At 69.5% G+C, this 12,423-nt stretch carries 12 protein-coding genes and 1 tRNA gene; 10 read left to right on the top strand and 3 right to left on the bottom strand.

From position 1 onward, the window contains the following. Positions 1–41 precede the first annotated feature (41 nt). A complete protein-coding gene (locus WMF26_RS46520; RefSeq protein ID WP_437997949.1) occupies positions 42–506 on the top strand; it encodes a hypothetical protein in 465 nt (154 codons plus the stop codon). Between the two features lie 136 nt (positions 507–642). Here WMF26_RS46520 and WMF26_RS46525 read toward each other — a convergent pair whose 3' ends face one another. Together WMF26_RS46525 and WMF26_RS46530 are read right to left on the bottom strand one after the other, a co-directional pair. Next, complete coding sequence (locus tag WMF26_RS46525; protein ID WP_437997950.1) at positions 643–1,146, bottom strand: cyclic nucleotide-binding domain-containing protein; 504 nt, start codon at positions 1,144–1,146, stop codon at positions 643–645. Between the two features lie 497 nt (positions 1,147–1,643). Further along, complete coding sequence (locus WMF26_RS46530; protein ID WP_020741352.1) at positions 1,644–2,078, bottom strand: GNAT family N-acetyltransferase; 435 nt, start codon at positions 2,076–2,078, stop codon at positions 1,644–1,646. Positions 2,079–2,251: 173 nt separating this feature from the next. Between WMF26_RS46530 and rpe the strand changes: the two genes are divergently transcribed. From rpe to WMF26_RS46570, 8 genes are all read left to right on the top strand, one after another. Next, entirely contained in the window at positions 2,252–2,965 is a 714-nt protein-coding gene (rpe, locus tag WMF26_RS46535) for a ribulose-phosphate 3-epimerase (protein ID WP_437997951.1), read from the top strand. Continuing rightward, a complete protein-coding gene (locus WMF26_RS46540; RefSeq protein WP_437997952.1) occupies positions 2,962–4,446 on the top strand; it encodes a hypothetical protein in 1,485 nt (494 codons plus the stop codon). Before rpe ends, WMF26_RS46540 begins: the two co-directional genes overlap by 4 nt. 193 nt (positions 4,447–4,639) lie before the next feature. Continuing rightward, positions 4,640–4,726 (top strand) — tRNA-Ser (locus WMF26_RS46545). Positions 4,727–5,997: 1,271 nt separating this feature from the next. Next, positions 5,998–7,182: a poly(ethylene terephthalate) hydrolase family protein gene (locus tag WMF26_RS46550; protein WP_437997953.1), complete on the top strand. Its 1,185-nt coding sequence runs from the start codon at positions 5,998–6,000 to the stop codon at positions 7,180–7,182. A 53-nt stretch (positions 7,183–7,235) separates the two neighbouring features. Beyond that, a complete protein-coding gene (locus WMF26_RS46555; protein WP_437997954.1) occupies positions 7,236–7,931 on the top strand; it encodes a site-specific integrase in 696 nt (231 codons plus the stop codon). Further along, positions 7,928–8,278, top strand: coding sequence for a tyrosine-type recombinase/integrase (locus WMF26_RS46560; RefSeq protein ID WP_437997955.1), 351 nt, complete (start codon positions 7,928–7,930; stop codon positions 8,276–8,278). Before WMF26_RS46555 ends, WMF26_RS46560 begins: the two co-directional genes overlap by 4 nt. Positions 8,279–8,486: 208 nt before the next feature. Next, complete coding sequence (locus WMF26_RS46565; RefSeq protein ID WP_437997956.1) at positions 8,487–9,449, top strand: restriction endonuclease; 963 nt, start codon at positions 8,487–8,489, stop codon at positions 9,447–9,449. Beyond that, positions 9,446–10,249: a hypothetical protein gene (locus tag WMF26_RS46570; RefSeq protein ID WP_437997957.1), complete on the top strand. Its 804-nt coding sequence runs from the start codon at positions 9,446–9,448 to the stop codon at positions 10,247–10,249. Before WMF26_RS46565 ends, WMF26_RS46570 begins: the two co-directional genes overlap by 4 nt. A gap of 492 nt (positions 10,250–10,741) precedes the next feature. On the opposite strand, the gene WMF26_RS46575 is transcribed toward WMF26_RS46570, so the two are convergent. After that, on the bottom strand, positions 10,742–11,227 hold the full coding sequence (locus WMF26_RS46575; RefSeq protein ID WP_437997958.1) for a C-terminal helicase domain-containing protein: 486 nt from the start codon (positions 11,225–11,227) through the stop codon (positions 10,742–10,744). On the opposite strand from WMF26_RS46575, the gene WMF26_RS46580 reads away from it, so the two are divergent. Further along, positions 11,218–11,955 carry a hypothetical protein gene (locus WMF26_RS46580; RefSeq protein WP_437997959.1) on the top strand — a complete coding sequence of 246 codons (738 nt, stop codon included), beginning with the start codon at positions 11,218–11,220 and terminating at the stop codon, positions 11,953–11,955. The genes WMF26_RS46575 and WMF26_RS46580 overlap by 10 nt on opposite strands. Positions 11,956–12,423 lie beyond the last annotated feature (468 nt).

Below are 12,423 nucleotides of genomic sequence, written 5' to 3' on the forward strand. Positions count from 1 at the left end.
GCGGCAGGGGATTGCGCAGGGTGCTATTGAGGGGAGAGCTTATGCGCAAGCTTGTCGTCCTTCTGATGGGGCTGGTGCTCGCGGGTTGTGGCTTCAACCCACAACCCGAGCCGCCTCTCTCGGGTATCGGGTGCGGGGACTGCGACGGCGCCAGCGAGACCGGGCCCGGAGGGGGAAGCGACACGGGTGGAACCGATGGGGATGACGGCAGGGGCGGCAGCGGCCTCACCCCCGGTGGAGTCGGCTCGGGCAACGCTGCCGCGACCGGCGCTGGCAGCACCGGTGGGACCGGGACCGGTGGCGCGACCGGCGCGGATAACCCTGTCGGCGCCGGTGGTGCAGGCGGCGCGAGCGGCGAAGCTGGCACGGGCGGCACCGGTGGCGAAGGCGGCGCGGGCGGCGCGGGCGGCGCGGGCGGCGAAGCTGGCGCGGGCGGCGCGGGCGGCGAAGCTGGCGCGGGCGGCGCGGGCGGCACCGGCGGCGCGCTCGGCCAGGGCGGCGGGTGAGGCGACCGATGGGCCAGGCGCCCTCATGCCGAGCGCTCGATGCTGCCTCGTAACCCGACGGCGGCGCTGATCTCCCGGGTACGGCCGGGAGACGTTTCCTGAACGCCTTTGCCCTGCGACGCCTCGGTCGCGCGGCTCAGATCCCGGGTCGGCGCGGCCGCGCGTACTCGTCGAGCATGTTCGCGACGAGCTCGGCGAGCAGGCTGTCCGCCACGCGAAGGCGGCGCGACATCTCGCGGGCGATGTTCAGCACGAGGAGGGTGTACGACTTGAGGTCGCGCCGGTAGAGCGCGTCGAGATCGTGAGCGGTGACGCGCATCAAGCGCGACGGGGCGATCGCTCGCACGGTCGCCGAGCGGGGCATCACGTCGAGGATCGACATCTCGCCGAACCAGTCGCTCGGCCCCAGGACCGCGACCCTCGCCTCGACGTCGCGCTTCGAGCGCTTGAGCACTTCCATCTCGCCCGCGAGCAGCACGAACATCTCGCGGCCGCTGTCGCCTTCGCGGAAGGCGACGGCCCCCGGCTGCAGCTCGAGCAGCTCCAGCGTGTCGGCGAGCCCCTGGAGGACGTGATCGCCCAGGCCGCCGAACAGGCCGATCTCGCGCAGCTGCACGACCAGCTCACCGTCGCGGCTCACGGGGATGCACCGAGGGCGCCTGCGGCGACCATCACGTCGGCCGACCCGACAACGCCTGCCACCACCTCGCGAACGTATCCGCTTTCTCGCATCGCTCCACCTCGCGGCCCCGAGCCGATGTAGCCCGCACAGAGCGTACGCCGCAACATGAGGACGTCAACGCTCGCCCTCGCGGCGAGCGCGGGCCGTCCAGCCGGCGCTCTCGCTGCGGTCTCGTCGCCGCGCGATGCCCGCCCGGAGCGCCGTCGCCTCGTCGGGCCGCCGTCGCGCCGCGCTCGTCGAGCCGCCGTCGCGCCGCGCTCGTCGAGCCGCCGTCGCGCCGCGCTCGTCGAGCCGCCGTCGCGCCGCGCTCGTCGAGCCGCCGTCGCGCCGCGCTCGTCGAGCCGCCGTCGCGCCGCGCTCGTCGAGCCGCTGTCGCGCCGCGCTCGTCGAGCCGCCTCGCGCCGCGCTCCGCCCGGAAGCTGCGCTGCCGCCGTGCGCGCCTGGCGCGAGCCGTATCAGAGATCCTTGGTGAACACGATCCGCGGGCGCCCAGGCCCGGCGTAGTCCTCGACCTCGGCCGCCGACCAGCCGACCGCCGCGTGGAAGCGCACGGAGCCCTCGTTGCCCAGGGTCGTGATCGCCTTGAGCTGCCGGCAGCCCTCGCGGCGGCAGTCCTCCTCGAACGCTGCATAGAGCATCCTGCCGACGCCGCGCCGGCGGTAGTCGGGGTGAATGCCGACGAGGTGCACGTACCCGATCGCCGCGTCCGGGCACCTGAACCCGAGCAGGAAGCCGACGAGCAGCCCGCGATCCTCGACGACGCGGGCAAGCCGCCCGAGCTCGTAGAAGAAGATCGGATGCGCGAGCGCGCTGGTCGGGCCTGCCCACCACCGATCGATCTCGCCCACGATCCGGTCGTAGTCGGGCTTCGTCAGCGGCCGTGTCTCCATGCATCACCTCACTCGAACGGTTCGGGATCCTGCCTTCGGTCTGCAGCGCCGCCGCGCAGGGCACGGGCGCCTCGCGCAGACCTGCGCAGCCTAGCAGCCGCGCCGGCCTCCTCGTAAGCACGCTCGTCGGTGCCCCGCTAGCCGCCACGCGTCACGCCTGCTAGCGCTACCCTGTGCGTCACGACAAAATCATCGTCGCTCCGTCGATCCTGTCGGCTGACTTCGGTCGTCTCGCGGAGGAAGTGCGGGCCGCCGAGGCCGCCGGGGCCGACTGGATCCACGTCGACGTGATGGATGGCCGGTTTGTGCCAAACATTACGATCGGACCCCTGGTCGTTCGCGCGGTTCGCGCCGCGACGCGTCTTCCGCTCGACGTGCACCTGATGATCGTGGAGCCCGAGCGCTACGTGGACGAGTTCGCGGCCGCCGGCGCCGATCGGATCTCGGTCCACGTCGAGGCGTCGCCGCACCTGCACCGGACGATCCATCAGATCCGGGAGGCTGGCGCGCGCCCCGGCGTCGTGCTGAACCCTCACACTTCAGAAGAGTCGATCCGGCACGTGCTGCCCGATCTCGATCTGATTCTGGTGATGAGCGTCAACCCCGGGTTCGGCGGCCAGCGGTTCATCCCGTCGTCGCTCTCCAAGCTGCGGAGCCTGCGCCAGGCGATCGATCAGGCGGGCCTCGACATCGCGCTCGAGGTCGACGGCGGCGTCGCTCCGTCGACGTCCGGGCAGGTCGTCGCCGCCGGGGCGAGGGCGCTCGTCGCCGGCTCCGCCGTGTTCGGCGCCGTGGCGCCGGGCGAGGAGCTGTCGTTCGACGCGCGCGTGGCGCGATACGCCGAGGCGATCCGGGCGCTCCGCGCGCCCGCCGCGGAGCAGCTGTGACCCAGCCCAACGCCCGAGCGGCAGCGGCGCGGGGGCCGGCGGCGGCGGCGCTCCTCGGGGCGGCGCTCCTCGGGACGGCCGCGCTGGCTGGCTGCGCGCAGCCGGCTGCGCCTGCAGCGCGGCCGGGCGCGCAGACCTCGGACGCGCCGCGCCCTGCGCCGCCTGTCGCGCCTCCGCCGGCCGGGGGCGCAGATCCGGCCGGCGAGGGCGAGCTCGACGACGACGCGGCCCGGCTGACCCAGGACGAGGTCGCGCGCGTGCTCGCCCGCGTGGCGAAGGCGCGCGGCCTGCCGGTGCTCCGCGAGGTGCGGAGCCGCGTGCTCACGCGCGGCGAGATCCTGGCGCGGGTGCGCGCGCACGTGGAGCGCGAGATCCCCGAGGGCGTGCTGGATCACCAGCGCGAGGTGCTCGCGGCGCTCGAGCTCATCCCGGCCGACTACGACTTCACCGCCGGGATGTACCGCCTGCTCGAGGGCCGCATCGCGGGCTTCTACGAGCCGGAGGACGCGACGATGTACCTCGTCGACGATCTCAGCGAGACCGAGGCCGAGGAGACGCTGGCGCACGAGCTCGTCCACGCGCTCCAGGACCAGAGCTTCTCGCTCGGGAGGCTCCTGCGCTTCAAGGCGGGCGACAGCGATCGCCTCGCGGCCACGCACGCGCTCGTCGAGGGCGAGGCGATGAGCGCGATGTTCGATGTGCTGGTCGGCTCGGCGTTCCAGATGGACGAGTCGACGCTCCGGAAGCTCGTGGCGATGTCGACCGCGCTGTCGTCCGTGGGCGACACGCCGCTCGCGCTGCAGGAGTCGCTGGGCGCGCCGTACACGGACGGCTTCGCGTTCGTGCAGGCGCTGCGCCAGGACGGCGGCTGGGCCTCCGTGGACGCGATCTGGCGCGCGCTGCCGGAGACCACCGAACAGCTGCTGCACCCGGAGAAGCTCGCCGCGCGCGAGCCCGCCGTCGAGGTGGCGGTCCCGACCGCCGCGGCGCTCGGTCCAGGGTTCCGCGTCGTCTTCGACGACGTGATGGGCGAGCAGGCGCTGCGCATCACGTTCGCGGCCTACGCGCACCGCGAGGCGGCCATCGGCGCGGCGGCCGGGTGGGGCGGGGACCGGTACGCGGTGGTCCAGCGGGACGATCCGCAGGACCCGACGCGCCGAGCGTTCGCGCTCGCGTGGCGGCTGCGGTTCGACCGCGCGGCCGACGCGGCGGAGGCGGGGAAGGTGCTCGAGCGCCGCTTCGGCAAGGCGTGCCAGCAGCGCGCGTCGCTCGGGCCGCTCGCGTGGACGGCGCGCGGGAGCGACGTGGCGATCGTCGCGGGGCCGTACGAGCGGCGCGGGGGAGGGGAGGTCCGCGCGGCGGGGACCTGCGTGGGCGCGAAGGCGTGGCTGGCGGAGGTGATGAAGGGCGGGGTAGGGGAGAAGGCGGCGGGCGCGACGGGGACGGGGGGAGCGACGGCGGGGGACGGGGGGCGGCAGTAAGGGGAGCGCGCGAGAAGGGAGGGGGAGGGGAGAGAGACGGGAGGGGAGCGAGACGCCGACGTGGAGGTGGAGCTCTGCCGGATGCGCGCTGGTCGAGGCCAGGGGCGCCCACGGAGAGGCGGCGGTGCGGCGTGAGGGCGGCGTTGACAGGCGGCGCAGGAACGGGCACAAAAGCAAGTCGTTCTGAGTATTTGGAGGAGTGGCCGAGCGGTCGAAGGCAGCGGTTTTGAAAACCGCCGTTGGGGCAACTCAACCAGGGGTTCGAATCCCTTCTCCTCCGCTGGTTTCTGCAAGGATGTCGAGTAGTTCGCGCGGTCCGGGATGTGGACGGGAGTAGACAGGCGTGGACAGGTCTGGACGCAGGTTCTGGCAAATTCCTGGCACGGCAGGTCCCTGATTCCGGGCCTAGCTGTGTGAGTCGGCTCACGATGCGGGCGGCCCGGATTCACGGTCGCCCTGCGACGAGCTCTCTCGAGAGCCCGTGGGCCTGGTGACGCATCGACCGGATGCGTCGTGCTTGGGGCACGGGTCTCCCCGAACTTTGGCGACCTCGCTGCTACTGCCGGAGCACGCACATCCAGCCCAGCGCCTAGCGAGAGGCTTGGCGCCGGCCATCGCTAACGGGCAGGGCACCACGGCGACGTTGTGGCGGGCGTGCGAGACCACCGCTTTGCGAAGTGAGAGCGCTTTGAGGAGAACGATCCGTCCAACTTGGACGGAGGGCTCAGGGGTGCGCGGGTTTCGGACGAAAACGTGATCGAGATGGAGCGCGAGGCAGATCGGATCTGCCCCCTTGTCAAAAGGGCAACCGAACCCTGTCCGGCGAGGTCCGGCTGGTGCCCACCGAAGACGTGGTTGTTCCCATGACGTGGTTGTTCGCGAGGGGTGAATGCGCCAGCGCGGCGGCATCACGTCGATCATCGAGTCCATCCGGGAAATCGGCCTCATTGAGCCGATCATCGTCCGGCGCGACACGCCATGTCGCGCGACCTCCACCATGTCGCGTGCCCCGATCCGCGGCGTCACGCTCAGTATGCCGAGTAAGAGCCTCAGCCATGTCCCTGCGGCTTCGCCCGGGCGTACGCCTCCCACCTGGTCCGTAAGAACCGAGCCTCGATGAGCCGCGGGCTTTCGCCTACGAGCATGCCAGGTGCCGGTGATGATTTCGTCAAATCCTTCGCCCACCGCGACTTGTAGGAGACGGTTCCCGTGCGCCGGCCATCACGACGCGCCGCGAACCGCGACGGCGGCCGTTTGGACGAGCTCAGTAGTGTACAGCTATACGGTAGGATGCCTTCCGCTTGGTGCCAGTAGTGTACAGCTATACGGTAGGATGCCTTCCGCTTGGTGCGACGTCGCGGTAATCGCAGGCGTTTCACGAGTGGAAGGCGTGTCTGATCGCATAAGGACCGTTCTGTCGATAAGCTCGTACAGTCGGACTGCACGAGCCAGGAACGGCTCCGAGAATCTTGACTTTGCGGAACGCGTTTGCTTGTCCTATCCGCCAAAGCGCTTGACGACGCTGAGCGGCTGGGCGAGGACAGAGTCACCATGAGGCGTTGGCTACTGGCTTTGGGCGTGTGCGTTTCCACCGCGGCGTGTGGTAACGGATCGAATGGGGACGCTGCCGCGAGCGGGGGCGCGGTTGGCACGGACAGCGGTGGGACGGGCAGCGGGGGCACGGCCTCCGGTGGTGCGACGGGCTCTGGGGGAACGGCCGAAAGCGGCGGCGCATCCACCGGCGGCGCATCCAGTGGTGGGGCTGGCGGCTCGAGTGGGGCCACGGGCGGCGCGGCTTCGGGCGGGCAATCGGGCAGCGGCGGCCAAGGAAATGCCGGAAGCGGCGGCACGACCGGTAGCGGCGGCTCGGTCAGTGGCTGCGTCGGCGACCCGTTCCCCACGGCCGATCCTACCAAGACGGGCCCCTTCTCGGTCACCGCAGACAAGAACGTCGGCCCCCTCGCCGGCGTCGTTCCCGATCCGATCTATGGGGACGAGCAACAGCGCTTCAACGTGTACCGCCCGAGCAATATCGCAACCAGCGGCCACTGCCATCCGATCCTGATCTGGGCCAATGGCTACCGGGACAATCCGGAGCAGAAACCGCCGAAATGCGTCGTCAACGCCGGCAGCAATCAGTGGTGCGGACAATACGGACCGATCGTCAACCATCTCGCGTCCCACGGTTTCGTCGTGGTGGCTTCTCTCAGCACCGCGACCGCCGAAGGCGATCCTCTTCCCACGACCGCGGGCCTCGATTGGATCTTGGAACAAGCCGAGGATGCGAGCAGCCCGTACTATCACGCCCTCGACACCACGAAGATCGGCCAGCTTGGCCATTCCTATGGGGGCATGTCGACTTGCATGACGGCCTCCGATCCCCGTTTCTCGGCCCTCGGCACGATTTGCGGCACCAGGGCCCTCGAGGGAGTGCACACCCCCATGTTGTTCTTCTGCGGGGGGAAAGACTCCACGGTGAAATGCAGCGGGGTCCACGATGTCTTCAAGACGGTCACCGATCAGCCCGCGTTTTTCCTCAACGAGCTCAACGCGGATCACGGTAGCTGGGTCTATCAGGGCGCAAATGGCGTGTCCCTGTCGTCGGCCGCGGCCTGGTTCCGCGTTCATCTGATGGATGACACGGCGAACAGGAACTTCTTCTACGGCGACAACTGCAAGTTCTGCACCGATGGCCGCGCGCAAGCAGAGCAGAACGCCCTGATGAAGGTCCCCTGAGCGACGGGGCCGATCTGGCTAGGCTTCACTGACTCACGAACGTCGTCACGCTCATGGCTTCGAGGGCCATCGGGAGCGTGGCGTCCGTTACGGTGACGGGAGTTCCTTCGGCCCAGTTCTTCGAAGCGGCGGTCACGAAGGCCCAGCGCAAGCTCGACCAGCTCGCCGCTCGGCCTCGATCCGACGGGGCTGCCGCAGAACGCGGTGGAGCTGACGATCGCGCTCCGGCAGCTGACCCGCCGCTCCTGAGCGCGCTCGCGCTCCTATTCGCAGAGCACTTCCGCCCGCCGCGGCACACGAGGAAGACCGCGGACTCCTACGCCCACCGGGTCTCGGCCTTCGTCGGGGCCATGGAGAAGAAGCAGATCACGCGCACGGACCAGGTGACGTTCAAGGTGATGTCGGCCTACGTCCGCGAGCGCTCGGCCGAGGTGTCGGCCGCGACGGTCAACCGTGATCTGACGCCGATCCGGCGGATGTTCGCGTTCGCCAAGCGCGAGGGCCACATCGAGAAGAACCCGTTCAAGCACGAGGACTTCGCGGAGCTCAAGCTCCGCGAGCCGCGACCGAAGCCGAACGCCCTGGCGCTGTCGCCGAAGCAGGTCGACATCTTCCTCGCGAAGGCTGACGAGATGGCGAAGCGGGGGTATGCGGCACTTTTCCGGCTCACGGCGGGTAGCGCGATCCGCATCGACGAGGCGCGCCACACTATGAGCCCCGTGACATCGACGTGCAGCGCGGCATCTTGACGATCACGCCGAAGAAGAACTGGACCACGAAGGGGTACCGGTACCGCGACATCCCGGTCTCGAAGAACACGATCGACGCCTTGCTCGCCTTCGTCGGCGTTCGCGACGACATCGCGCTCGACGACAAGGCCGTGTGGAACGAGATCCAGCGCGTCCGCCAGGCGGCGAGGTTGCCGAAGTTCTCCATCCACGACCTGCGGCGGGCATGGGCCAGCGCCATGCACAAGAACGGCGCGAGCATCAAGCAGGTCAGCGTCTGGCTGGGGCACTGCGCCGTCCAGGTAACGGAGCGGTACATCCGGATCTTCGAGACCGACACCACGGGGCACGAGTTCCTCCCGCGCTGACATGGGGGAGAGCGCGCCGAGATAGGCCGCTCTTTCTAGCCCCAATCTCGCGCTGCACACCGGATGCATACTTCGCGCGTCATGAGCACCCAATCCGTGCAATCGTGAGCGGCGTTCCGGGCATCATGATCGGAGCTGTTACGGTCACGGCCACCAAGCCAAGGCCAGCAGAAGTTTGTCCCTCGCATCGTGACGTGCACGTGGCCACGTGTCTGGCGTGCTCGCCCCGCATGGCGCGGCGCGCTCTCATCCCGTCACGTGCAGCTCTGTCGGGTATGTTGCTGGCCGCGCGTTTCGAAATTCGCGGGCCCTACCGCCGCATCGCAAGCGCCTCGTCACGCCCGAGCCCGAAGTCCAGAAAGCCGAAGGCTTCTTCGAGGCGATGCGCCAAGCCGCGTGGCAGCACATCAAACAGAAGTACGAGGGCGCGGAGTTCGAGCACCTCGTCCGCCGCTTGCTCGAGTGCATCTACAAGGACGGCCGCGTCGAGCACTGGGGCGGTGCGGGCGAGAAGGGCGCGGACCTCATCGTCTTCACCCGGGATCCGCTCGGCATCGAGTACAAGATCGCCGTACAGGTGAAGTTGCATCAGGGAACAGAGGACGACACGACAGCGCTCTCGCAGATCAAGCAAGCCCGCGAGTACCACAAGGTCGATGCGGGCGTCGTGGTGACGACAGCGGAACAGATGAGCGAGGCGTTCCAGGCGAGGCGCGAGGCGCTCGAGGAAGAGCTCGGGATCGACATCCGCCTCGTGGACCGTGACGAGTTCGTCGAGCTCGTGATGGCGCACCTCGGCAAGGCCAAGGCGAACGTGCGCGACGACGTCGTCGACTTGTTGCAGAGGAGCACGGTCACTTCCGAGCTGCTGGAGAGCACGCCGATCACGGATCGGGTTTACGAGGAGCTACAACAGATCCCCATGTCGAAGGTGCAGCGCGCGGGGCTGCGCGTGTTGCACCAGAACCGCGGAGGCGGCGTTCATCTGATCCGCGTGGAGCTGCCGCGCGAGGCCGCGGAGGGCACCGCGGACCAGGCGGCACGGGACATCGCGGCGTACCTCGAGCGACTTGCTCCACAAGCTCGAGGGCGGCAGACCGAAGCGAGCTACAACGCGGGCTCGGGAACGAGCACGACGCACTTGGACTTGACCCTGGAGCTGGCGCGATGACCTTGTTCGACACCTACTTCTTCGTGGACTGGAGCGCGAGCAACAAGCCGACGCGGCTCAAGCCGAAGAAGGACACCATCTGGCTCGGGGAGTTGGTGCGCGGCTCGGCCCTGGCGGAGCGCTATCACCGGACACGCTCGGCGTGCGTCGACGATCTCCTGGGACGACTGCGCGCGCTCACCGCTGACGGTCTGCGCGTGCTCGTCGGGTTCGACTTCGCCTACGGGTACCCGCGAGGGCTCGCCGAAGCGCTCGGGCTACCCTCGAGCGTCGCTCCATGGGCGCGCACGTGGGAACTCCTCGCGTCCAGAATCGCCGACGGCGCGAACAACGAGAGCAACCGCTGGCGTGTGGCGTCGGAGCTGAACCGGGCGCTGATGCCCGCCGCGAGACTGGTGGGGCCGTTCTGGGGCTGCCCTCCGGGCGCCGCGACGGCCACGCTGAAGGCGAGCAAGCGGGAGGGGGAGCTCGCGTTTCCGTTCCTCTCGCGGTCCGGTCGTTCGTTGCCCGAGTGGCGGCACGCGGAGGCGCGAGCCCGCAGCAAGAACCCGAGCGTCCAGTCGACCTGGAAGCTGTTCACCTCCGGGAGCGTCGGGAGCCAGGCGCTCGTCGGGATCCCCCGCGTGGCGCGGATCCGTCACGACGCGGTCCTCGCCCCGTTCAGCAAGGTGTGGCCTTTCGAGAACTTGACCACCAGCGGCGCGTCACCTCGGCGCGCACCACTTCGCAGGTACTCGTCCGAGATCTGGCAAACTTTTGGCACGGCGAACCTCCAGCGGTTTTGTGTCACGCGCAAGTGATTGATGTTACTAGTGAATATTCCGCCGAAGGGCTCCAAATTCATCGTTTTTGAAAACCGCCGTTGGGGCAACTCAACCAGGGGTTCGAATCCCTTCTCCTCCGCTGAAATCTTGATTATTTACCGATACTTGGCGAGGTGTTCTCGAGGATGGGCAGCGGACAGCTGAGGACATGAGGGGCCCCGAGATTCGGCAAACTCGTGGGCACGGCGAGCCTCCCGTGCGGCAGCGAGCCCCGGACCGTTCACGTGCCTGAGACCGTCGAGCTAGACCCCTGCGAGCGCGACGGCTGAATGTAGGCGACGATCATCTTCGAACGGACCCTCCGCGCCCCGGTACCGGCGAACGTTCTCGCTCCACGCCGCGTCGTTGGACGCCAGCCTGGTGAGCAGCAGCGCAACACTCCCGGCCGCCTGGGCCGCCCCCCACCCGTGACGCCAAAGCACTCATGAGGCATGGCGAATCACCGGACCACCAGCTCGATACGCACCTTCACGGCCGCAGATCGATCATCACCTTCGCCCTCTCTTCGGCCGTGAGCCGCCCCTGCTCCTCGGTCCCGACATCGATGCCGGCCGTGGCCTCCGGTTCATCCTCCTCGACCCCGCGGGCGAGCTCCTTGCGCTTCGATCCGATGAGGACCTGGAACCACGCGTCCCGCTGCATCACCGTGTGGAAGATCCGCTCCTCGTACGTATCCTTCAGCAGGAAGAATTGCACCTTGACCGGCCCACGGGTCTTGCGGGCCTCGCGGTCGACACGACCCTCGCGCTGCTCCATCTTGGCCGGGTTCCACTCGACATCGTAATGGAGGATGTAGCGGGTGTGCTGCTGCAGGTCGATGCCCTCCTCGCCCACGCGGCTCGTGAGCAGGACGAGCGGAGCATAGGGACGGTTGAAGTTTTCCCGGCGCATCTCGCGGTCCTCGTCGCGCTGCGCGCCGTCGAAGCGGGCCACGTACCCGGGGTGTGAAAGCACGTGCGCGAGGCGGCGGATCTCGCGGCGAGCGCGGTCCTGGTTCTCGCTTCGAGGACGACGACGCCGCAGCCCGTGCGTTCGGGCTGGAGGAGCCGCCGCGGACCGGCCGTGTCGGCGGTCACCTCTTCTTCTGTCTGGAGGCGCCCGGGGCGCTGGTCGCGCCCGATCGCATTCGCTCGCCGATGCCGGCCCAGGAGCGCCGCCCCGGGGAGACGGCGTTCGTGCTCGTGCGGCCGCCCGGCGAGCCCACCTGGCGAACCCTGGGCGTGGCCCGTTACATCGATGACGAGGGGCTCTGGGCCTGTCCAGGGATTGACCATGCCGCGTACCGCGCCCTGGGCTCAGGCCGCGGGGCGTCCCGGTCGCTCCCGGCGGGGAGCCGCGAGCGCGCGCGGGCGCTCGTGGAGGAGCTGCTCCGGCGCCCCGGTGCGGGCGCCTTCGTGGAGCGCGACGGCAGGCGCTGCAGGATCGTCGGCCCGGCCGACCGCGGCGGGCTGCGCATCGACGGCGGCCCGGGCGGCTTCGCGGAGCGGACGGTGTCGCTGACCGATCTCGCGTGGGTGCTCGTCGCGCGCGACGACGTCGGGAAGAACGGCGGGCGGCTGGACGAGCAGCGGGTCAACCGGCTGCGCTATCTCGAGGGGACGCCGCGGGCCGCGACGCGGTGGATCGACACGGGATGGGCGCTCGCGCTCGCGGCGGCGGTTCACCCGGCGGGCGAGGGGTGACGGCCTGGAGGGCGGCGCGCGAGGCGGCTCTCGCGGTCCGCGGGTGGCTCGCGCGCCGGCGGCAGCAGTGAATGCCAATCGCCAGGCTCATGGGGCCACGGCCGGGTGTTAACGTTAACCATCCTGGATCCCCTCCTCGCGAGGATCATCGCGGAGGTGGCGAGGCGGGTCCAGGACCGGAAGCCGCCGCAGCCGTCGGCGCGGTAGACGTAGCTGACGGCCAACCCCGGCCGTATGGAGGCGTCGCTCAGTATTATCCCCCTCAGGTCGTGCAGCGCGTCATCCGCGGCCGTGCGACGCGTCGTCCACGATCGTGCGACGCGTCGTCCACGAACGAATCGAAGCTCAGCAGTGGACAGTCGCTGCTCTGACCGCATCCCCAGCCGCGCGGGTAGATCGCAGGATGTCTCGGAGAGCAGCCGTCCGTGCTGGCGAGCGGACGGGGCGAGGCATCCTAAACCTCGAGTC

This window comes from Sorangium sp. So ce185, from assembly GCF_051526825.1.
Lineage (GTDB): Bacteria > Myxococcota_A > Polyangia > Polyangiales > Polyangiaceae > Sorangium > Sorangium cellulosum_D.

Coding starts and splice junctions, on each gene's coding strand:
- WMF26_RS46550 (WP_437997953.1), top strand. CDS start 5,998: ATGAGGCGTTGGCTACTGGCTTTGGGCGTGTGCGTTTCCACCGCGGCG.
- WMF26_RS46555 (WP_437997954.1), top strand. CDS start 7,236: ATGGCTTCGAGGGCCATCGGGAGCGTGGCGTCCGTTACGGTGACGGGA.
- WMF26_RS46530 (WP_020741352.1), bottom strand. CDS start 2,078: ATGGAGACACGGCCGCTGACGAAGCCCGACTACGACCGGATCGTGGGC.
- WMF26_RS46570 (WP_437997957.1), top strand. CDS start 9,446: ATGACCTTGTTCGACACCTACTTCTTCGTGGACTGGAGCGCGAGCAAC.
- WMF26_RS46520 (WP_437997949.1), top strand. CDS start 42: ATGCGCAAGCTTGTCGTCCTTCTGATGGGGCTGGTGCTCGCGGGTTGT.